Here is a 21110-nt window from a genome sequence, read left to right on the forward strand (position 1 = left end):
GCCCTCGTGGTGGGGGGCGGCCGTCTGGGCGGGGGAGGGTTCACGGGGGTGCTGTGAGCGGCCACGGCCGGCCGGGGTCGGCCTCCCGCACTCCACGGGAGGCGGACCCGGCCGGGGTCATGAGCAGCCGTTCCGGCACCGCACAATGGGGGAGTGAACGAGTCGATACCCGTCATCCGCGACGTGGACCGGGGCACCGCCAGACTGCTTCCCGACGTGGACCGGGAGCGCGCCTGGCTGCTGACCGTCGACGGGGCGCCCCAGTCGTACGTCGATCTGGACGCGCCGGAACACCTCGAATTCGAGTACGCGCGCCGGCTCGGCCACGTCGTGGACTGCGCCGCCGAACCCGGCGCGCCGCTCGACGTTCTCCACCTCGGCGGCGGCGCCCTCACCCTGGCTCGTTATGCCGCCGCGACGCGCCCCGGCTCCCGGCAGGACGTCGTCGAGGCCGACCACGGGCTGCTCGACCTCGTCGCCGAGCATCTGCCGTTGCCGGACGGCAGCGGGACCACCGTGCACGGCGCGGACGCCCGCGAGTGGCTCGAGGCGACCACGCCCGGTTCCGTGGACGTCCTGATCGCGGATGTCTTCGGCGGCTCGCGGGTGCCCGCCCATCTGACCTCCGTCCCCTACGCACGGGCCGCCGCACGGGCGCTGCGTGCCGACGGGGTGTACGCCGCCAATCTCGCCGACGGGGCGCCCTTCGACTTCCTGCGCCCGCAACTGGCCACCTTCGCGACCGTCTTCGCGGAGCTCGCCGTGATCGCCGAGCCCGCGGTGCTGCGGGGCCGGCGCTTCGGCAACGTCGTCCTCGTCGCCTCCCACGCCCCCTTCGACACGGCCGCCCTGACCCGCCGCTGTGCCGCCGACGCGTTCCCGGCCCGCGTCGAGCACGGCGCCGCCGTGGCCCGGCTCGTCAGGGGAGCCGCGCCGGTCGGTGACGACGAGGCGGTCGACTCACCCGAGCCGCCCGACGGCTCCTTCGGCATCGGCTGAGACGGGCGCACCGGCGGCCACCACCTCCGTGGGGGCGGACCTGCGCCGCAGATTGCGTACGTCCGGCACGCACAGCACGGCCCCGGTGACCAGGACGACCAGCGCCGCGCAGCCCCACAACGCCTGGCTGCGTCCGACCAGCGACTCCACCGGGCCGGCCAGCGCGGTCGCCAGCGGCACCATGGCCACCGACCCGAACCAGTCGTACGCCGAGACCCGGGACAACTTCTCCTCGGGGATCTCCTGATGCAGGGCGGTCATCCAGGACACCCCGAACACCTCGATCGCGGCCCCGCTGACGAACATCACCGCGCAGAGCCCCGCCACGGAGAGCGGCACCGCGAGCCCCGCGGACGGCAGCGCCAGCGGGAACACGCAGAGCGTCCCGGCCAGCAGGAGCCGTTGCGGCTTCCACCGCATCATCAGCACCGCCCCGGCCAGGGTGCCGACACCGAAGGCGGCGAGGGCGAAGCCCCAGGGGCGGGCGCCGCCGAGCTCGTCCTCGGCGACCAGCGGACCGTAGACCGCCTCGGCGGCCCCGACGGCGGCGACCACCACCGAGAACTGCGCCACCACGGCCCACAGCCAGGTGCGGCCGACCACCTCGCGCCAGCCGTCCCGCAGATCGGCGAGCAGACCGCCGCCGGGCTCACGCGCCGGAATGTGGCTGACGTCCAGGAGAGCGCGCAGGGCACCTGACACCGCGAACGCGGCGGCGTCGACCGCCAGCACCCAGCCCGGGTCCATCGCCGCGATCATGGCCCCGCCGAGCGCGGCTCCGCCGATGGCGGCGCCCTGCATCGACATCCGGAAGAGGGCGAAGGCGCGCCCCGCCTGTTCGGCGCTGACGGTGGACATCAGCATGCCCTCGGCCGCCGGGTTGAAGAAGGCCTGCCCGGTGCCGCACAGCGCGGTGAGCACCATCATCTGCCACAGCCGGGGCTCGCCTGCCAGGACCAGCCAGGCGAAGGCGGCCTGCGAGACGCAGTTGAGGGTGTTCGCCGCGACCATCACCCGGTGGCGCGGCAGCCGGTCCGCGACCGCTCCGCCGATCAGCAGGAACAGCACCAGCGGCGCGGTCCTGGCGGCGGCGACCAGACCGACGTCACCGGCGTCGCCACCGGCGTCCAGGACCGCGAACGCCGCCGCGATCAGCGCGCCATTGGTGCCCAGGCCCGAGATGATCGCGGCGGCGGTCAGCAGCCGGTAGTTGCGGCCCGCCCGGGAGGGGCGGGCCGATGGGGGTACGAGGTCGGCGGCAGTCACCGAAGGACTATCGCCGCAGTGACCCCGCTGTGCCAAATGCGGTGCGGCGGAGCGTCAGGACTCGGTGATCTTCACCAGGCGCACGGTGCTCAGAATCTTCTGGATCGTCGTGTCCGGCAGCTCGTCGGGCACGTTGTCGGCGGCGTACAGCACCCAGGACGAGAAGGCACCGCTGGTGTTCTTGAAGGTGAAGGCGATGGTCTTGCCGTCGGTGTCGCACTTCTTCTTCTTGGTGACGTTGGGAGCCTTGGCGGTGACCAGGCTGCCCGTCAGACCCGACTTGGTGGTGTACTGCTTGGCCTTGCTGATCTTGATGGTGCTCTTCGGCATGTGCTGCGCGTACGCACCCCACGCCCAGGTGCCCGCCTCGTTCCGCGCGTTCACATCGGCGTCGGTGGCGCCCTCGGCGCCGCGTGTGCCGGTCCCGGCCAGGCTGCTGTTCTCCTTGATGCCGTCCTTGTCGGAGTCGTCGACGCACCACTTGCTCTTGAGGTCGGCCGGCGCGGAGAAGCCGATGAGCGGTGAGCCGTCACCCTTCGCGTCGTCCTCGAAGAACGAGGAAACGCCGGGGCGTGAGACCTCCCAGTCGGCGGGCACATCGAACTGCGTGCCCCACTTCGGGTTGGTCACCACCTTCCAGCCCGCGATGAGCGGCTTGGCGTCCTCCTCGTCACCGCGCGGGTTCGCCTCCGGCGACGAGGCGGACTCGGAGGGCTTGGCGGGCGCGGACGACTTCTTGCCTTCGGCGACGTTCTTGCCGTCCTTGTCGTCGTCCTTGTTCATCACGACGACGCCGGTGACCACGGCGGCGGCGACCACCGCGACCGCAGCGACGATGGCGATGACGGTCGTCTTCTTCTTGTCGTTGCCGGGCTTTGGCCCGCCGGGCGGACCCGGCACCGCGTACTGCGGCGTGGTCGGCTGCTGGTACGGGTTGTAGCCCGGCTGGCCCTGCGGCTGCCCCTGCTGCGGATAGCCGTAACCGGGCTGCTGCTCGGGCGCGCCCGGCTGCTGCTGTCCCGGCTGCTGATAGGGATTCGGCTGCTGGTACCCCGGCTGCTGGTACGGGTTCTGGTTCTGGTCCTGCGGGTTTTGCTCGCCCCCGGGCGGCTGCTGTCCTGGCCACATGGCGAGTAACGATAGAGGTGCCGCGACCGGCAGGCTACGGCCGCCCCCGTGAGCGGACGGTGAAGGACGGCGCCGGCACGCACCGGGCGGTCTCCCGGGCATGGCCAAACCTGTCTACTCGTGAGTAACATCAAGCTCATGAGCGCTGAACAGATGACCGCGGGCGAGATGGTCGCCGCGACGGTTCCGATGGTCCGGACCCTCAACCTCGAATTCCTGGAGTCCACCGCCGAACGCGCGGTGGTCCGCCTGCCGGACCAGCCGGACTACCACAACCATGTCGGCGGACCGCACGCCGGCGCGATGTTCACGCTGGCGGAATCGGCGAGCGGTGCCATCGTCATCGCCGCGTTCGGGGACCAGCTGACCCGGGCCGTGCCGCTCGCGGTGAAGGCCGAGATCGGCTACACGAAGCTGGCCATGGGCGATGTCACCGCCACCGCCACTCTCGGCCGGCCGGTGGCCGACGTCGTCGCCGAGCTCGACGAGGGCAAGCGACCCGAGTTCCCCGTGGCCATCCGGATCCAGCGCACGGACGGCGCCGTGACCGGTGAGATGACCGTGGTCTGGACGCTGCGCCCGAACAGCTGAGTACGTCCCGGCGGCACAGGGGCCGTCCCGCACCCGGCAGGGGCTGCGGGGCGGCCCTTCGCGCTGTCCCGGCGGGCGGCGCGCCGGGTAGGCTTCCCGCTGTGCGCCGATGAGTTGTCCGGCGGGCGACAGGACATCACTACGGAGGAACCGGCGTTGCACATCCAGGAGTGGCTGGAGACCGTCCCAGCGATCAGCGTCTACCTCCTGGTGGGCGTCGTCATCGGTCTGGAGAGCCTCGGCATCCCGCTGCCGGGTGAGATCGTCCTGATCAGCGCGGCGCTGCTGGCCGCGGGACACGACGGCATCAACCCCTGGATCCTGGGCGCCTGCGCCTCGGCCGGAGCGGTGATCGGCGATTCGATCGGCTACGCCATCGGCCGCAAGGGCGGACGTCCGCTGCTCGCCTGGCTCGGCGGGAAATTCCCACGCCACTTCGGCGAGGGCCAGATCGCCATGGCGGAACGCTCGTTCCAGAAGTGGGGCATGTGGGCGGTCTTCTTCGGCCGCTTCGTCGCACTGCTGCGCATCTTCGCCGGGCCGCTCGCCGGCGTCCTGCACATGCCGTACTGGAAGTTCCTGACCGCCAACCTGCTCGGCGGGATCGCCTGGGCCGGCGGCACCACCGCCGTCATCTACTCGGTGGGTGTCGTCGCGGAGGCCTGGCTCAAGCGGTTCTCGTACCTGGGACTGGCCATCGCGGTCCTGATCGGACTCGCCTCGATGCTGGTCCTCAAGAACCGGGCCAAGAAGGCGGCGGCGGCTCAGGCGGCGGACTCCACGCCCGAGCCGGGGACCGTGCCGGCGGCCGACTGACCCGTGCGGATCCCGGCCGCGCGGCCGGGGCCTCGCGTCGTCAGGGGCCCTCGCGTCCGGCTCCGCGGAACTCCTCCGCGCTCAGCCCTCGAAGGCCTCGCGGTGCGCCTTGGCCAGCTCGACATAGCCGACCGCGTTGAACCGCACGCCGTCCAGCTCCTCCTCGGTCAGCTGCCGCTTGACCTTGGCGGGCACCCCCGCGACCAGCGAGCCGGGCGGCACCCGCATCCCCTGCGGGACGAGGGCCTGGGCGGCGATCAGTGAACCGGTGCCGATGTGCGCGCCGTTCAGGACGGTGGCCCCCATGCCGACCAAGACGTCGTCCTCGATGGTGCAGCCGTGCAGCACCGCGTTGTGCCCGACCGAGACGCGCTCGCCGACCGTGACGGGGAAGCCGGGGTCGACATGGACGCTGCAGTTGTCCTGGATGTTGGACCCGGCGCCGATGACGATCGGACCGCAGTCGGCGCGCAGCACCGCGTGGTACCAGACGCTGGACCCGGCCGCCATGGTGACCTCACCGATCACGACCGAGGTCGGGGCGGTGAAGGCGGACGCGTCGATGTCCGGCTCCTTGCCGCCCATCGCGGTGATCAACGCCTGCTCTGCCATCGCGCGTTCCTCCGTGCTCCGGTGCTGTGGGTGGCGGCCGTGCGGCCGCGGCCGTCCGGTCCCGCCGGGGAAACCGTATGCGACGGTTCCGCGGGCCGGGGTCCGGGTGGGGTGAAGATCACAGGCCGGCGCGGATACCGGCCCCGGGCCTGCCGACTACCGTGTGCGAGTGCCGAAGAACAGAGACACGGTCTCCGCCCTGACCGCCTGGCGGCGGCGCGCCCTGTCCGGGGTCGTCCACCGCTGCTGGCGCTGGGTGCGGGAGACGGGCGCGGTCACCGCGACGCACCCCGGCGGGCTGAGGTTCGGCCGGATCGGCGAGGGCACCCGGCTGGCGTTCCCACAGGGCACGGTCTTCGGGGAGCGGTGGATCGAGCTCGGCAACCACTGTGTCATCGGTGAACAGGTCACCCTCACGGCCGGTCTCATGCCCGATCTGGACCTCGGACCCGGTCCGATCCTGACCCTGGGCGACGGGGTGGTGCTCGGCCGCGGCAGCCATGTCGTCGCCGACACGACCGTGACGATCGGCGCGGACACCTACTGCGGCCCGTACGTCTACATCACCTCGACCAACCACAGCTACGACGATCCGCAGCAACCGGTCGGCCGCCAGTGGCCGCGGATGGAGCCGGTCGCCATCGGCCCAGGCTGCTGGATCGGTACCGGAGCGGTGGTCCTCCCCGGCACCCGGCTCGGCCGCAACGTGGTGGTGGCGGCGGGCGCGGTGGTGCGCGGAGAGGTGCCCGACAACGCGGTGGTGGCCGGGGCGCCCGCCCGTGTCGTACGCAGCTGGGACCCCGAGAACGGCTGGCAGCCGCCCCTGCGCACACCGGCCCCGGTGCCGATCCCGGAGGGCGTGACCCCCGAGCAGTTGCTGGCCCTGGCCGAGCTCGACGAGAACTGATCGGCCGGAGTTGCCGGCACGTCAGCCGGTCGCGAGCAGCACCGTGCCCACCAGTGCGAGCCCGGCGCCGGCCGCCTGCACGCCACGCAGCCGCTCACCCAGGAAGCCGCGTGCGGCCAGGGCCGTGACCACCGGGTAGAGGGAGGCCAGGACCGCGGCGACGGTGACGGGCCCGTGCTGGGCGGCGATCGAGTACGTCCCGTTGGCCGCCACGTCCGCGAGACCCACGAACGCCAGGGCCGGCAGGGCGGCCCGCACCACGGCGGCCCCGCCCTCCTCGGGAAGCGCACGGGCGCCGCGCCGCACGGAGACGTACAGCGCCGTGCCGCCCACCGCGATGTTGGTGATCCGCTGCACGAGAAGGGCCAGGAAGAGCCCGGTGACCGTGGTGGACGCCTCGGCGATCAAGGACATCACGGCTCCGAAGCCGAACGCCGCGACCAGGGTCAGCAGTACCGCCCGGCGCTGCACCGGGGCACCCCGGAGCTGCGGACCACCGGCCAGCACGATGCCCGCCACCGCCACGGCGACACCGGCGAACTGCAGCGGACCCGGACGCTCGCCGACGATCAGTCCGACGCTCACCGGCACGGCGACCCCCAGCGAGCCGAGCGGGGACACCACCCCCATCGGGCCGAGCGCCAGCGCCTTGTAGAAACTCAGCATCGCGACCGGCCCCACCGCACCGGCCGCGACGGCGTACCAGAGCCGGCCGTCCACCTCGCTCCAGCCGCCCGTGACGATCACGATCAAGGCGAGCACGCCGGCGGCGGCGGTCTGCGAGACGACCACGACGGTGAGCGCGGGAGTACGCCGGGTCAGCAGCCCGCCACCGAAGTCGGCCAGCCCCCACAGCAAGCTGGTGGCCAGGGCGAACAGTGCTGTCATGGGCGGGCCTCGCAGTACAGTGCGGTGAACGGTTGGGTGCACCACACCGTAGTGCAATATTTTTGACCCTGTCATCCAAAATATTAGACGGTCGGCATCGCCGGAAGCGGACGGCCCGGATATTGGACGGAATGTGACTGATCTCGACCAGCTGACCCAGTCCCTCGCGCGCAACCTCAAGCGCTGGCGCGGGGAGCGGGGCTTCACCCTGGACGCCCTCGCCACCCGTGCCGGGGTCAGTCGCGGCATGATCATCCAGATCGAGCAGGCACGCACCAACCCGAGCGTCGGCACCACGGTCAAGCTCGCGGACGCGCTGGGCGTCAGCATCACCACGCTCCTCGACTACGACCAGGACACCCCTGTCCGTCTGGTCCCCGCCGATCAGGCGGTACGCATGTGGTCCACGGAGGCGGGAAGCTCCACCACCCTGCTGGTCGGTACGGAGGCCCGCGGCCCGCTCGAACTCTGGTCCTGGCACCTGATGCCCGGCGACAGCAGCGCCTCCGACCCGCACCCCGAGGGCACGGTGGAACTGCTCCACGTCACGGACGGCGACCTCACCCTGGTCGTCGACGGCACCCCGTACGCCGTGCCCGCCGGCACCTCCGCGACCTTCGAGGCGCACTACCCCCACGCCTACCGGAACGAGGGCTCCGAGCCCGTCGCGCTCACCATGGCCGTGTCCATCCCTCCTGTCAGATGAGACGTCCAACCGGCCGGCTGGGCTGGGCTGTTAGCGTGGCGCGCATGCGCGCACCCATCGGCTCCTTCGAGGACGCCCGCCCCGCCGCCGAACGCCTCGAACTGCTCACCGCCCCGGTGGCCGCCGCGGTCGGCGAAGGCTGGGGCGGTATCCCCGCGGAGCAGATCATCCACGTCGACACGGACCCGGAGATCGCCGACACCGCTGCCTTCGTCGAGCATCACGGGGCCGACCTGCTGAACCGTTCGGCCAACTGCGTCGTCGTGGCGGGCAAGCGCGGGGAGGACGTCACACTGGCGGCCTGCCTCGTGCTGTCCCACTCCCGCGTCGATGTGAACGGCACGGTCCGCCGGCACCTCGGCGTCCGCAAGGCGCGGTTCGCCCCGATGGACACGGCGGTCGGCGACACGGGCATGGAGTACGGCGGCATCACTCCCGTCGGACTCCCGCGGTCCTGGCCGCTGTTGGTCGACCCCGCCGTCGTGGACCAGGAATGGGTCCTGATCGGCAGCGGCAGCCGCCGGGGCAAGCTGATCATGCCGGGCAAGGCGCTGGCGGCGCTGCCGGGCGCGGTCGTGGTCGAGGGGCTCGGTATCAGGGGCTGAGCAGGCTGCCGGCCGTGCGGCGCCGGTGAGCGGGCAGCCACCGCGTGGCGAAGGCGACCGCTTCGGGGAAGCGGAAGAGCCGGCTCGGGGCCGAACCCACCATGCCGGCTGCGATGGCCGGGGGCCGTGCCGACCGCTCGAAGTCCGCGCCGAGGGCCGCGAAGTCGCTGTCGTCCAGCGCCACGTCCTCGTACTCCCACCACCGCCGCCCGCCGCCGTCCCGCACCACGCAGCGGTAGGTGCGCCGGGGCGGGGACGGCACCCGGTACTCGGCGAGATGGAACGCGCTGCAGGAGTCGAAGCCGGTCCCCAGCAGCAGGATCTGCGCCCGCAGGCCGTGCAGCCCGGCCAGCGGGGAGTCCTCGCCGAGATGGCAGTCGGGGCGGTGCCCGGTCACCACCTGGCGGGCGAGCGGACCCACGGCCGCGAACGACGTCTGGGGATGGCCGCTGCGCACCGAACCGGGGGACCGCCGGACGGTCTCGGACAGGAGCCCCATCGAGGGGGCCGGTGTGGTGGCCGGATCGAACGCGGGCATGTCCGCCCGCACGGCCTCCCGCTCCCGGTCGTCGAGGCCGCGCACCCGTGAGCGGTAGTGCGGGGAGGTGTCGGAGTTCTCCGGAGTGAAGGCCGGTACGACCAGAGTGCCCCTCGGCCCCAGCGCATCACGCAGGGCGCCCGCCACGGCCCGTACCCCGCCGTCGACCGCCCCCACCGTGCGCAGCGAGGCGTGCACCATCAGTACGCCTCCCCGCTCCACGCCCAGCCGGGCCAGATGCCCGGCCAGCCGGGCACGGCTGTGGGAGACGCTCACGACACCGAGGGCGGGGGCAGTACTCACAGCGGGTCATTCTGGCAGCCCGGCGCGGAGTGTGACACCACGCACATTCGGCCGGACGGTGACGGCCTCAGTGGCCGAGCGCGGGGATCTCGATGGCGGGGCACCGGTCCATGACCATGTCGAGCCCGGCGGCGCGGGTGCGTTCGTAAGCCTGCTCGTCGATCACCCCGAGCTGGAACCAGACCGCGGAGGCTCCGATCGAGACCGCCTCGTCGGCGACCGCTCCGGCCAGTTCGCTGTTGACGAAGACGTCCACCACATCGACCGGGAACGGGATGTCCGCCAGTGAGGCGTACCCGTCCTCACCGTGCACCCGCTCCGCCTTCGGATGCACCGGGACCACCCGCTTGCCGAAGCGCTGAAGGACCTGGGCCACCCCGTAGGCGGCGCGCGAGCGGTTGCCGGAGAGCCCCACCACCGCCCACGTGTCCCCGGTACCGGTCAGAATCCTGCGGATCGTCTCCGTGTCTGCGTCCATGATCCGCACAACGGACGGCCGCCCCGGACCATTCCCCCGCCTGCGCATAGGCTGGCGGGATGCAGGAGCAGTACCGGACAGTCGCCCGAGCGGGCGTGCACGAGACCGAGATCAACCGGTCGCGCTTCATCTGCGCGCTCGCCCCCGCCGCCACCGAGCAGGAGGCGCAGGAATTCGTCGCGCGCGTCCGCAGGGAACACCCGACGGCCTCCCACAACTGCTTCGCGTACGTGATCGGCGCCGACGCCTCCGTGCAGAAGGCCAGTGACGACGGCGAGCCCGGAGGCACCGCCGGGGTACCCATGCTGCAGATGCTGACGCGACGCGAGATGCGGTACGTCACCGCCGTCGTCACCCGCTACTACGGCGGTGTGAAGCTCGGCGCGGGCGGACTGATCCGGGCCTACGGGGGAGCGGTCGGTGAGGCGCTCGACGCCGTCGGCACGATCACCCGGCAGCGTTTCCGGCTCGCCACCGTCACCGTGGACCACCAGCGGGCGGGCCGGCTGGAGAACGAACTGCGCGCCACCGGACGGACCGTGCGCGAGGTCCGGTACGCGGAGGCGGTCACCATCGGGATCGGGCTGCCGGACGCCGATGTGGATGAGTTCCGGCGGTGGCTGGCCGACGCGACGGCGGGCGAGGCGCGACTGGAGCTGGGCGGCGAGGCGTACGGCGACGCCTGAGTACTGTGGTGCGCGGGGGTGCGGGGGCGGGACCGCGCGGGTGTGACGGGTACCGGCCGCCGGGCCGGGCGGCTCCGAAGCGCAGCGGACGCGGCCCCAAGGGTGGAGGAAACGAAACATGCAGGTCGGAGCCGGGTCTTGAAGATTTTGCACACATCGGACTGGCACCTGGGACGGTCCTTCCACCGCGTCTCGCTGCTCGACGCCCAGGCCGCGTACCTCGACCACCTGGTGGCGACGGTGCGCGACCACGAGGTCGACGTCGTGCTCGTGGCGGGTGACGTGTACGACAGGGCGGTGCCGCCGCTCTCCGCGGTCGAGCTCTTCGACGACGCGCTGCACCGGCTCGCCGCGGCCGGTGTGCCCACCGTCATGATCTCCGGGAACCACGACTCGGCCCGCCGGCTCGGCGTCGGCGCAGGACTCATCGGGCTGGCCGGTATCCATCTGCGCACCGACCCCGCGCACTGCGCCACCCCGGTCGTGCTCGGCGACGCCCACGGCGATGTCGCGTTCTACGGGCTCCCGTATCTGGAACCCGCCCTCGTCAAGGACGAGTTCAAGGCCCAACGAGCGGGGCACGAGGCCGTGCTGGGCGCCGCCATGGACCGGGTCCGGGCCGATCTCGGCACCAGGGACGCCACCACCCGCTCCGTCGTCCTCGCCCATGCCTTCGTCGCGGGCGGTGAACCCAGCGACAGCGAACGCGACATCACCGTCGGCGGCGTCGCCGCGGTCCCTGCCGGAGTCTTCGACGGCGTCGACTATGTGGCGCTCGGACACCTGCACGGCTGCCAGACCGTCTCCGAACGCGTCCGGTATTCGGGTTCCCCGCTCGCGTACTCCTTTTCCGAGGCCACCCATCGCAAGACGATGTGGCTGATCGACCTGGACGCCACGGGCGCGGTCGCCGCCGAACGCGTCGACTGCCCGGTGCCCCGCCCGCTCGCCAGGCTCCGCGGCCGACTCGACGCCCTGCTCGACGACCCGGCCCTGGAGCGGCACGAGCACTCCTGGGTGGAGGCCACCCTCACCGACCCGGCCCGCCCTGCCGATCCGATGGCCCGGCTCGTCGAGCGGTTCCCGCACACGCTCAGCCTCGCCTTCGAACCGGAACGGGAGCCCGACGACCCGCAGACCTCCTACGCCCAGCGGTTGCGCGGACGTGACGACCAGAGCATCGCAGAGGACTTCGTGGCCCATGTGCGCGGCGGGAACGGCACCGACGAACTGGAGCGGACGGTGCTGCGCGGCGCCTTCGACCACGTACGCGTCGACGAGAGCGTGCACGAGGTGAACCAGTGAGGCTCCACAGTCTCGGCATCACCGCCTTCGGACCGTTCGGCGCCACGCAGGAGATCGACTTCGACGCGCTCTCCGCGGCCGGTATCTTCCTGCTGCACGGACCGACGGGTGCGGGCAAGACCTCGGTCCTGGACGCCGTCTGCTACGGGTTGTACGGAGCCGTGCCCGGCGCCCGGCAGAGCCCGGGAACCTCGCTGCGCAGCGACCACGCCCCGGCCGACCTGCCGACCGAGATCCGGCTCGAACTCACCATCGGCGGACGCCGGCTGGAGATCACCCGGCGGCCCGCCCAGCCCCGCCCCAAGAAACGCGGCGGCGGTCACACCACGGAGAAGGCACAGAGCCGGCTCCGCGAGTACGACCCCGAGCAGGGATGGCGGGCGCTCAGCCGCTCGCACCAGGAGATCGGGGAGGAGATCACCCAGCTCATCGGTATGAGCCGGGACCAGTTCTGCCAGGTGGTGCTCCTTCCCCAGGGAGACTTCGCCCGCTTCCTGCGCGCCGACGCCGAGGCGCGCGGCAAACTGCTCGGCAGGCTCTTCGACACCCGTCGCTTCGCCGCGGTCGAGGAGCGCCTCGCCGATCTGCGCCGGGCCGCCGAGACGCAGGTCAGAGCCGGGGACGAGAAGATCCTCGCCGTCGCGCAGCGGATCGCCCAGGCGGCCGGCCCCGCCGCGGACGAATGCCCGCTGCCCGAGGTGCAGCCCGGCGAACCCGGCCTCGCGGACGCCGTACTGGAATGGGCCGCGACCGCGCGCAGCGGGGCCTGGGAACGGCTCGACATCACCGCTTCGGTACTGGCCGGCGCCGAGAACCGGCAGACGGCAGCGCGCCTTGCGCTGGACGCCGAGCGCGAACTGGCCGGGCTCCAGCAGCGGTACGGGGAGACGCAACGCCGTGCCACCGCGGTCGAAGCAGGCAGGCAGGAGCACGACCGGGCACAGGACCGGCTGAGGCGCGCCCGCAAGGCGGATCTGGTCGTCCCGGCGCTGGAGCTCCGCGAGGAGGCGGCACGGGCCTACCGGCGGGCCGGCGCAGCCCGCGAACGCTCCCGGGCCGGGCTGCCCGGCGACCTGGCGGACGCGGGCGCCGAACAACTGACGGCACTGGAACGCCGGCTCCGCGAGGAGCTCGGCGCGCTGGACGCCGCACGCCGCGCCGAGCGGCGCAGCGCCGAGATCGACAGTGAACGCGACGCACTGGAACGGCAGGCCAGGGCGGACGACGAACTGATCCGGGACACCGAGAGCTGGCTCGCCGGCTGGGAAGCCACCCGGCACGCCCTGCACACCCGCATCGAGGTGGCGCAGGAGGCGGCGACCCGCGCCGAACTGCTGGCGGGACGGCTCGAACCGGCCCGCCGGAGGCTCGACGCCGCCCGGCGCAGGGACGCGCTGGCCGTACGGACGGCGGACGCCGAGGAGCGCCTCGGCACGGCCCGCGAGCAGGCCCTCGCCACCCGCGAGTCCTGGCTCGACCTCCGCGAACGCCGGCTGCGCGACATCGCGGCCGAACTCGCCCGGGAACTGGTCGAGGGCAGGGCCTGCGCGGTCTGCGGCTCGGCCGAGCACCCGCGGCCCGCCCGCGCCGGCGACGGGCACGTCGACCAGGCCACGGAGGAGACCGCCGAAGCCGCCCACCGACGCGCCGAGCAGGCGCGCACCGACGCGGAGCACGCGCTCGGAGCCGTACGTGAGCTGTACGCGGCGGCTCGTGCCGAAGCGGCGGGCACCGGGGACGGCCAGGCCGTGGACACGGCCGGCGACGCGCGGGAGTCGGACGGCGAGGGCCGGGACGCCGAGCCGACGGTCGAAGCGCTCACCGAACTCGTGTCCGCCCTGACCGGGGAACACACCGAGGCGTACCGGACCGCCACCGGCACGCACGCGGCGCGCGAGGCCCTCGCCGCCGCCGAACGCGAGCAGGAACAACGGACGAACGACCGTCAGCAGGCCGAGCGCCGGGCCGCCGCCCGCACATCGCGGCGCGAAGGCCTCGACGCCGAACAGTCGGCCCTGCAAGAGGTCCTGGCACAGGCACGTGGCGAGTCGGGCAGCGTCACCGAGCACGCGGCTCTCCTCCAGCGCCGGGTAGCCCTGCTCGTCGAGGCGGCCGGGACGCTGCGCGAGGAGGAGAACGCGGCGGCGCGGCTCAAGGAGGCCGACGGCAGGCTCGCCGACGTGGCGTTCCGGTCCGGCTTCGACACTCCACGGGCCGCCGCCGAGACGGTGCTCCCCGACCCCCGGCAGCGAGAGCTCCAGCACCTGATCGACGCCTGGCAGGCCGAGGCGGCGGCCGTGGCCGACCGGCTGGCCGAGACGGAGGCCCGCACGGCGGCGGGCCGTCCCCCGGCCGCCCCGGACACCGCGCGGGCGGCGCACGACACGGCGGAGCGGCTGCTGCGGGACGGGGCGGGTGCCCACGCCGCGGCCCGCGAGCGCTGCGCCGAACTCGCCCGGCTCTCCCGGCATGCGGCACAAGAGGTGCGGGCCCTTGGGCCGGTCCGTGAGGAGTACGAGCGGATCGCCCGGCTCGCCGGTCTCACCGCCGGCACCTCGGCGGACAACGAACGCAAGATGCGGCTGGAGTCCTACGTGCTCGCGGCCCGCCTCGAACAGGTGGCTGCGGCGGCAACCGCCAGGCTGCGGCGGATGTCGTCCGGCCGGTACACGCTGGTGCACTCCGACGCCCGAACCGGAGGTCGCAGGGCGGGACTCGGGCTGCATGTCATCGACGCCTGGACCGGCCGTGAACGCGACACGGCCACGCTCTCCGGCGGCGAGACGTTCTTCGCCTCGCTCGCCCTGGCGCTCGGGCTCGCCGATGTCGTCACCGACGAGGCGGGCGGCATGCGGCTGGACACCCTCTTCATCGACGAGGGGTTCGGCAGCCTGGACGACCAGACCCTCGACGAGGTCCTCGACGTGCTGGACTCCCTGCGGGAGCGGGACCGCAGCGTCGGCATCGTCAGCCACGTCGCCGATCTGCGCCGCCGTATCCCCGCCCAGCTCGAAGTGGTGAAGGAACGGCACGGATCCGCGGTACGGCACCGGGCAGGCGACGGAGTCAGCGGCTGACCGCCCGCCGCGGCAGCGGTGAGGAGTAGACGACGCTCGTGGTGACGGACCCGAGGGCACCGATCCTTCCGGACACCGCCTCCAGGTGACTCATGGAGCGGGCCGTCACCTTGAGGACGAAGCAGTCGTCGCCCGTGACGTGGTGGGCCTCCAGGATCTCCGGCGTGCTGTCGAGGAGGTCGTGGAACGGCTTGTAGTTGCCGTTCGGGTAACGCAGCCGGACGAAGGCGAGGATCGGCAGCCCCAGCCGCTCCGGGTCGACCACCGCCGCGTAGCCGCTGATGACTCCGGCCTCCTCCAGCCTGCGGACCCGTTCCGTCACGGCGCTCGAGGACATGGCCACCTCCCGGGCGAGCTCGGCGAACGTGGCGCGGCCCTCGCGCTGGAGGACATCGAGGATGCGCCAGTCGGTGGCGTCCGGGGAATAGTCGGTCATCTGTAGAGGGAACAGGGAAATCCCCGGCGGATCAACCCCTCTGCCGGGGATCACGTCTTCCGGCGGGACCCCACCGGTCATAGATTTTCAGCCATGACCTCACAGCCCACCGCCACCACCGACCATCCCGTGCTGCGGATTCCGCCCGCCACCCCGGCAGCCGCCGCCGCCCACTTCGGGGCCTCGCTCGCCTTCCACACCGATGTCTCCGACGTGGCCGCGGCGCTGGCGGCCGGTGGTGAGCCGGGCTTCGTACTCCTCGACTCCCGCTCCACCGCCTCCTGGGACCAGGGACACATCCCCGGGGCCGTACACCTGCCGACGGCGCTCGTCGCCGAGCGGGCACCCGAACTGCTCGACCCGGCCGTGCCGGTGGTCACCTACTGCTGGGGGCCCGGCTGCAACGGCGCCGCCCGTGCCGCACTCGCCCTCGCCGGAATCGGCTACCGGGTCAAGGAAATGCTCGGCGGCTTCGAGTACTGGGTGCGTGAGGGCTTCGCGTTCGAGACGCGGCAGGGGCACGTGCGGCGCGGCCCCGACCCGCTCACCGCACCGGCGGGTTCCGGGGAGTGCGGCTGCTGACGGCGGGGGCCGGGCCCGGAGAGGGGCCCGGCCCGCCGGCCGCTCAGAGCTTCGACAGCTCGTCGACCAGATCGTCCAGACCCAGGGGGCCCTGCGAAAGGGCGGCCATGTGCCAGGACTTGAGGTCGAAGGAGTCGCCGTGTGCCGCGCGGGCGTTCTCCCGGCCGAGCAGCCAGGCGCGCTCGCCCAGCTTGTAACCGATGGCCTGCCCCGGCATCGAGAGGTAGCGGGTCAGCTCGCTCTCCACGAAATCGGCCGGCCGGCCGCTGTGGTTGCCGAAGAACTCCTGGGCCAGCTCGGGCGTCCAGCGCTCACCGGGGTGGAACGGTGAATCGGCCGGGATGTCCAGCTCCACGTGCATACCGATGTCCACGATCACCCGGCAGGCGCGCATCATCTGCGCGTCCAGATAACCGAGCCGGCGCTCGGCGTCGGGCAGGAAGCCCAGCTCGTCCATCAGCCGCTCCGCATACAGCGCCCAGCCCTCGGCGTTGGCACTGACGATGCCGATGGACGCCTGGTAGCGCGAGAGGCTCTCGGCGACATGGGCCCACTGGGCGAGCTGGAGGTGATGGCCGGGGACCCCCTCGTGGTACCAGGTGGAGACCAGGTCGTACACCGGGAACCGGGTCTCGCCCATGGTCGGGAGCCAGGTGCGGCCCGGGCGGGAGAAGTCCTCGGACGGACCCGTGTAGTACGGAGCTGCGGCGCCGCCGGGCGGTGCGATGCGGGACTCCACCTTGCGGACCCGCTCGGCGAGTTCGAAGTGTGTACCGTCCAGTGCCTCGATCGCCTCGTCCATCAGCCCCTGCAGCCACGCCTGGACCTCGTCGACCCCCTCGATGTGCGTGCCGTGCACATCGAGATGGGCCAGGGCCTCCCAGGGGCCGGCGCCGGGCAGCACCTTCCCGGCCTCGCTCCGCATCTCGGCGAGCAGCCGGTGGTACTCGGACCAGCCGTACGCGTACGCCTCGTCGAGGTCGAGGTCGGTGCCGTTGAAGTAGCGCGACCAGCGGGCGTACCGCTCACGCCCCACCACGTCCGGGGAACCCTCGATGGCCGGGGCGTACACCTCGCTCATCCACTGCCGCAGTTCCTCCAGCGCCTGCGAGGCCTGCCGCGCACCCTCGTCCAGAGCGGCGCGCTGTGCGGCAGGACCGGGGGCTGCGAAGTCCTGGAAGAACCCCGTCGTGCCGTCCCCGATCCACTCGTCGAGCTGACCGATGAAGGTGGCCGTGGCACGCGGGCTGCCGTGGAGCTTGCGCTCCAGACCGAGCGCGAGGGACTCACGGTAGCCGGCGAGTGCGGCCGGAACGGCACGGAGCCGGTCGACGACCGCCGCCCAGTCCTCGTCCGTCTCGGTGGGCGTCACCGTGAACACCTCACGGATGGAGTGCGCCGGGGAGTGCAGGTTGGAAACGGCGCGCAGCGACTCGTCGGCCTCGTGGACGGCGAGTTCGGCGGTCAGCCGCTCGCGCAGGAGACGGCCGCAACGGCGTTCGGCGTCATCGGCGGCACCGGGCAGCTGTTCCGCCCGGTCCAGCCCCGCGAGAGTGGTGCGGGCCAGCGTGGCCAGTGCCTCCTGGCCGGCGGGGGAGAAGTCGGGAAGGCGGCGCGAGCTTTCCGCGACGCCCAGGAAGGTGCCGGAAATCGGGTCGAGCCGGATGAATGCGTCTACGTATTCGTCGGCGATCTGGCGTGGCAGCGCGCTGCTCGGAGTGTCTGACATGTGGACATCCTCATACGGAGAGGGGCTCGCCGTCACTACCGATCAGGCCCGGGCGCCTGACATGTGGCCGGCATTGCCGCTGCGGCGGAGGGCGGCAGCAGCGGTCCGCACTCCCACTGCTGGAAGATCAACCGGGTCTCCACCCGGGCCACTTCGCGGCGCGAGGTGAACTCGTCAAGCACCAGCCGCTGCAGGTCGGCCGTGTCGGCAACGGCCACATGGACCAGATAGTCGTCGGGACCGGCCAGGTGGAAGAGCGCCCGGGACTCGGGCAGCGTCCTGATCCGCTCCACGAACGGGCCGATGAGTTCCCTGCGGTGCGGCCTGACCTGGACGGAGAGCAGGGCCTCCAGCCCACGGCCGAGTCTGGCCGGGTCCAGCCGCAGCTGATGGCCGAGAATGACGCCCGTGCGGCGCAGCCGGGTCACCCGGTCCAGACATGTCGACGGGGCGACGCCGACCTCGGCTGCGAGCTCGCGGTAGGTGGTCCGGGCATCGTTCTGCAACAGGCGCAGAATGTGCAGATCCACCGTGTCCAGGGCGATGGAATCGGTCATTCACCGAACGTAGCACGGGCTTTGACACCGGCATCCCGTCGGCTGTTCAGAGTGATGGCATGGACTCCGAAGCCTCGATGACGCCCTCGACGACACCCCGGTCCCGGGCGCTGGCCACCGAAGCCGTGCACGCCGGACGCGACGACCTCGCGGCTCTCGGCCTGCACGCCCCGCCGATCGACCTGTCCACCACCTACCCCTCGTACGACTCCCGGGCCGAGGCGGAGCGGATCGACTCCTTCGCCGCCACCGGCAGCCGGCTCGACGGGCCTCCGGTCTACGCGCGGCTCGACAACCCGACCACCGCCCGGTTCGAGACGGCCCTGGCCCGGCTCGAAGGGGCCGCGAGCGCCGTGGCGTTCGCCAGCGGCATGGCGGCGCTCACCGCCGTCCTGCTGGCCCGCGCGAGCATGGGGCTGCGCCATGTGGTCGCGGTCCGCCCGCTTTACGGCTGCAGCGACCATCTGCTCGGCGCCGGACTGCTGGGCACCGAGGTCACCTGGACCGACCCCGCGGGCATCGCCGACGCGATCCGCCCCGACACGGGCCTCGTCATGGTGGAGACACCCGCCAACCCGACGCTCGCCGAGATCGACATCCGGTCGGTGGCGCATTCCTGCGGCTCCGTGCCACTGCTCGTCGACAACACGTTCGCGACGCCGGTGCTCCAGCGGCCCATCGAGCACGGCGCGCGGATCGTGCTGCACAGCGCGACGAAGTACCTGGGCGGCCACGGGGACGTGATGGGCGGAGTCGTCGCCTGCGACGAGGAGTTCGCGGCCCGGCTGCGTCAGGTGCGCTTCGCCACCGGCGGAGTCCTGCACCCGATGGCCGGGTATCTGCTCCTGCGCGGCCTCTCCACGCTGCCGGTGCGGGTGCGGGCCGCGTCCACGAGCGCCGCCGAACTCTCCCGCCGACTGGCCGCCGACCCGCGGATCGCCCGCGTCCACTACCCCGAGCTGGGCGGCGCGATGGTCTCGTTCGAGGTCTTCGGGGACCCGCACCGGGTGATTTCCGCGGTACGCCTGATCACACCCGCCGTCAGTCTCGGCAGTGTGGACAGCCTGATCCAGCACCCGGCCTCCATCAGCCACCGCATTGTGGACGAAGGAGACCGGCAGGCGTCGGGGGTCGGCGACCGGCTGCTGCGCATGTCGGTCGGTCTGGAGGACGTCGAGGACCTGTGGGCCGATCTCTGCCAGGCGCTGAGCTCCGTGGAGCCCGCGCGCCAGGGCATCAGTGGCGCGTCTGCCCGTGAGCCTCGTGAGTCTCGTGCGACGGCAGGGAACGCACCGGGGCCGCTCCCAGCCGGGCGGTGATCACGAGCGTGCCCTCCTCGATCTGGTAGTCGAGCGGCAGCGAGAGCGCGCGCATGGCGGCGACCATGCCGGTGTTGGACGCCTGGGTGACGGCGTAGACGCTCTCGCAGCCGGCCTCGACGGCGAGCGCGACCAGACGGCCGAGGAGCTCGGAGCCGATGCCGCGGCGCTGCCAGTCGTCCTCGACGAGCAGAGCGACCTCTGTCTCGTCGCCGTCCCAGAGCAGATGACCGAGGGCGACCAGCCGGCCCGAGGCCGTCTGTACGGCGAGGGTACGGCCGAAGCGTGGGCTCAGGAGATGGTCGAGATAGCGGTCCGCGTCGCGCACCGGGCCGTGGTAGCGCAGCCGCAGGGTCTGCTCCGAGCAGCGGTCGTGCATGGCGCGGGCCGCTTCCAGGTCGGCCTGGTCCGCCCGGCGCACGGTGATCTCGTTGCCCTCGGGCAGGGTCAGTACGTGCTCGCTGCGCGGGACGCGGGGCCCGAGCCGGGCATCGAGCTCGACCAGGGCGCGCGCCCTCGCGAACTCCGTGGGCGTGAACGGCAGATAGGGCCGCTCGACGGTGATGACGCCGCCCGACGGGTCACGCAGCCGCATCACCGTCTCCTCCAGCACCCCTTCGACGGGCGCGGTCTCACCGGTGGCGCGCCCGCTGATCGAGACGGCCGGCAGCGAGTGAATGGTGCAGCGCCCGAGCAGCTGCCGCAGGGCCAGGGGGAGTTCGGCGGCGTCGAGCGCGGTGCGGGTGGCCAGACCGAGCACCCGGGTCGGGGCGTCCACCAGATCGTGGGCGTCGGCGCGCTCGATCCAGGTGGAGCTGCCGCCCGCGGCGGAGATGGCGCGGGTCAGCTGCGGTGCCGGCAGCGTGGCGGGCGCGCGCAGCAGGAACTCGTCGACTGTGCCCTGCGCCAGCGGGTGTGTCTGCAGGGTGAGGATGTCGATGCCGTGCCGGGCCAGCACGATGCAGAGCGCGGCCAGGCTGCCGGGGGCGTCCCGGACAGTGGTACGCATCCGCCACAGCGCCGTCTCCGCTGCCTCGGACCCGCCGTCGGCCTGGGCTGCGGCCTCCGTGCCCTGCCCTGTGGAGGTCGCTGTCGCGACCGGGTGAACGCCGAGGCCGTCCCCGTCCGACGAGCCGTCGGTATCCGGCGGTGGTGCGTGGCTGTGGCGCCGCGCCCACCATGTGTGGAACGCGGCGGTCGCGGTCAGGGCCAGGGCCGAGGCGAAGAGCAGATACGGTCCGTCCGGCTGGTGTCCGATCAGGTTGGCGATCGCGTCGGCGACGGCGACCGCGGTGAACAGGGCGGCGAGTTCGATCAGATCCCGTCGCCAGTGGTGCGGGCGGCGGGCACTCTTGGCGGATGTCACATCAGTCATGTCCATACTGTGACTGAGCGGTGTTGCCTGATCACGAACGCCTTGTGACCGATGGGTTAAGTGTGGATCTAGTCGCCTATCGTCTGTTTTTGGCCGGTTGACCGGAGCCTTTCAGCAGGCAGCAGGCAGCAGGCAGCAGGCAGCAGGCAGCAGGCAGCAGGAAGCAGGCAGCAAGCAGCGGGCAGCGGGCAACAGGCAGCGGGTTGG

General features: G+C 72.4%; 21 protein-coding genes. 11 read left to right on the plus strand and 10 right to left on the minus strand.

Annotated features, from left to right (window positions below):
- Positions 1–153 precede the first annotated feature (153 nt).
- Complete coding sequence (locus tag ACFVJX_RS23755) at positions 154–999, plus strand: spermidine synthase (RefSeq protein ID WP_384129778.1); 846 nt, start codon at positions 154–156, stop codon at positions 997–999.
- Here ACFVJX_RS23755 and ACFVJX_RS23760 read toward each other — a convergent pair.
- Entirely contained in the window at positions 961–2265 is a 1305-nt protein-coding gene (locus tag ACFVJX_RS23760; RefSeq protein WP_384129775.1) for an MFS transporter, read from the minus strand. The two genes, ACFVJX_RS23755 and ACFVJX_RS23760, sit on opposite strands and share 39 nt — an antisense overlap.
- A gap of 54 nt (positions 2266–2319) precedes the next feature.
- The gene (locus ACFVJX_RS23765; RefSeq protein WP_384129772.1) at positions 2320–3393 is read right to left on the minus strand and encodes a hypothetical protein; all 1074 of its coding nucleotides are present in this window, start codon (positions 3391–3393) and stop codon (positions 2320–2322) included.
- Positions 3394–3546: 153 nt separating this feature from the next.
- Between ACFVJX_RS23765 and ACFVJX_RS23770 the strand changes: the two genes are divergently transcribed.
- A complete protein-coding gene (locus tag ACFVJX_RS23770; RefSeq protein ID WP_384129789.1) occupies positions 3547–3984 on the plus strand; it encodes a DUF4442 domain-containing protein in 438 nt (145 codons plus the stop codon).
- 156 nt (positions 3985–4140) lie between these two features.
- Positions 4141–4800, plus strand: a complete 660-nt coding sequence (locus ACFVJX_RS23775; RefSeq protein WP_384129769.1) for a DedA family protein — start codon at positions 4141–4143, stop codon at positions 4798–4800.
- Between the two features lie 81 nt (positions 4801–4881).
- On the opposite strand, the gene ACFVJX_RS23780 is transcribed toward ACFVJX_RS23775, so the two are convergent.
- Complete coding sequence (locus tag ACFVJX_RS23780; protein WP_384129766.1) at positions 4882–5412, minus strand: gamma carbonic anhydrase family protein; 531 nt, start codon at positions 5410–5412, stop codon at positions 4882–4884.
- 169 nt (positions 5413–5581) lie between these two features.
- Here ACFVJX_RS23780 and ACFVJX_RS23785 point away from each other — a divergent pair, with 169 nt between their 5' ends.
- Positions 5582–6319: an acyltransferase gene (locus tag ACFVJX_RS23785; RefSeq protein ID WP_384129764.1), complete on the plus strand. Its 738-nt coding sequence runs from the start codon at positions 5582–5584 to the stop codon at positions 6317–6319.
- A 21-nt stretch (positions 6320–6340) separates the two neighbouring features.
- Here ACFVJX_RS23785 and ACFVJX_RS23790 read toward each other — a convergent pair whose 3' ends face one another.
- The gene (locus ACFVJX_RS23790; protein ID WP_384129761.1) at positions 6341–7207 is read right to left on the minus strand and encodes an EamA family transporter; all 867 of its coding nucleotides are present in this window, start codon (positions 7205–7207) and stop codon (positions 6341–6343) included.
- A 133-nt stretch (positions 7208–7340) separates the two neighbouring features.
- Between ACFVJX_RS23790 and ACFVJX_RS23795 the strand changes: the two genes are divergently transcribed.
- Both ACFVJX_RS23795 and ACFVJX_RS23800 read left to right on the plus strand, forming a co-directional pair.
- Complete coding sequence (locus ACFVJX_RS23795; protein WP_384129758.1) at positions 7341–7913, plus strand: helix-turn-helix domain-containing protein; 573 nt, start codon at positions 7341–7343, stop codon at positions 7911–7913.
- Between the two features lie 44 nt (positions 7914–7957).
- Entirely contained in the window at positions 7958–8518 is a 561-nt protein-coding gene (locus tag ACFVJX_RS23800; RefSeq protein WP_384129755.1) for a YbaK/EbsC family protein, read from the plus strand.
- On the opposite strand, the gene ACFVJX_RS23805 is transcribed toward ACFVJX_RS23800, so the two are convergent.
- Positions 8508–9359, minus strand: a complete 852-nt coding sequence (locus ACFVJX_RS23805; protein WP_384129752.1) for an aminoglycoside N(3)-acetyltransferase — start codon at positions 9357–9359, stop codon at positions 8508–8510. The two genes, ACFVJX_RS23800 and ACFVJX_RS23805, sit on opposite strands and share 11 nt — an antisense overlap.
- 67 nt (positions 9360–9426) lie before the next feature.
- Positions 9427–9837: a CoA-binding protein gene (locus tag ACFVJX_RS23810; RefSeq protein ID WP_384129749.1), complete on the minus strand. Its 411-nt coding sequence runs from the start codon at positions 9835–9837 to the stop codon at positions 9427–9429.
- Between the two features lie 59 nt (positions 9838–9896).
- Between ACFVJX_RS23810 and ACFVJX_RS23815 the strand changes: the two genes are divergently transcribed.
- The 3 genes from ACFVJX_RS23815 (at position 9897) to ACFVJX_RS23825 (ending at position 14905) form a co-directional block, all read left to right on the plus strand.
- Complete coding sequence (locus tag ACFVJX_RS23815; protein ID WP_384129746.1) at positions 9897–10523, plus strand: YigZ family protein; 627 nt, start codon at positions 9897–9899, stop codon at positions 10521–10523.
- Positions 10524–10661: 138 nt separating this feature from the next.
- Positions 10662–11828 carry an exonuclease SbcCD subunit D gene (locus ACFVJX_RS23820; RefSeq protein WP_384129743.1) on the plus strand — a complete coding sequence of 389 codons (1167 nt, stop codon included), beginning with the start codon at positions 10662–10664 and terminating at the stop codon, positions 11826–11828.
- On the plus strand, positions 11825–14905 hold the full coding sequence (locus ACFVJX_RS23825) for an AAA family ATPase (protein WP_384129740.1): 3081 nt from the start codon (positions 11825–11827) through the stop codon (positions 14903–14905). Before ACFVJX_RS23820 ends, ACFVJX_RS23825 begins: the two co-directional genes overlap by 4 nt.
- On the opposite strand, the gene ACFVJX_RS23830 is transcribed toward ACFVJX_RS23825, so the two are convergent.
- On the minus strand, positions 14895–15341 hold the full coding sequence (locus ACFVJX_RS23830; RefSeq protein ID WP_384129737.1) for an Lrp/AsnC family transcriptional regulator: 447 nt from the start codon (positions 15339–15341) through the stop codon (positions 14895–14897). The genes ACFVJX_RS23825 and ACFVJX_RS23830 overlap by 11 nt on opposite strands.
- Positions 15342–15434: 93 nt before the next feature.
- Between ACFVJX_RS23830 and ACFVJX_RS23835 the strand changes: the two genes are divergently transcribed.
- Positions 15435–15923: a rhodanese-like domain-containing protein gene (locus ACFVJX_RS23835; protein ID WP_384129734.1), complete on the plus strand. Its 489-nt coding sequence runs from the start codon at positions 15435–15437 to the stop codon at positions 15921–15923.
- A gap of 43 nt (positions 15924–15966) precedes the next feature.
- Here ACFVJX_RS23835 and ACFVJX_RS23840 read toward each other — a convergent pair whose 3' ends face one another.
- Both ACFVJX_RS23840 and ACFVJX_RS23845 read right to left on the minus strand, forming a co-directional pair.
- Positions 15967–17652: a DUF885 domain-containing protein gene (locus ACFVJX_RS23840; RefSeq protein WP_384129731.1), complete on the minus strand. Its 1686-nt coding sequence runs from the start codon at positions 17650–17652 to the stop codon at positions 15967–15969.
- A 35-nt stretch (positions 17653–17687) separates the two neighbouring features.
- The gene (locus ACFVJX_RS23845; protein ID WP_384129728.1) at positions 17688–18209 is read right to left on the minus strand and encodes an Lrp/AsnC family transcriptional regulator; all 522 of its coding nucleotides are present in this window, start codon (positions 18207–18209) and stop codon (positions 17688–17690) included.
- Positions 18210–18268: 59 nt separating this feature from the next.
- Between ACFVJX_RS23845 and ACFVJX_RS23850 the strand changes: the two genes are divergently transcribed.
- A complete protein-coding gene (locus tag ACFVJX_RS23850; RefSeq protein WP_384129726.1) occupies positions 18269–19528 on the plus strand; it encodes a trans-sulfuration enzyme family protein in 1260 nt (419 codons plus the stop codon).
- Here ACFVJX_RS23850 and ACFVJX_RS23855 read toward each other — a convergent pair.
- The gene (locus ACFVJX_RS23855; RefSeq protein WP_384129786.1) at positions 19446–20894 is read right to left on the minus strand and encodes a GNAT family N-acetyltransferase; all 1449 of its coding nucleotides are present in this window, start codon (positions 20892–20894) and stop codon (positions 19446–19448) included. The genes ACFVJX_RS23850 and ACFVJX_RS23855 overlap by 83 nt on opposite strands.
- Between the last annotated feature and the right edge of the window lie 216 nt (positions 20895–21110).

Source organism: Streptomyces sp. NPDC127177 (assembly GCF_042672475.1).
Lineage (GTDB): Bacteria > Actinomycetota > Actinomycetes > Streptomycetales > Streptomycetaceae > Streptomyces.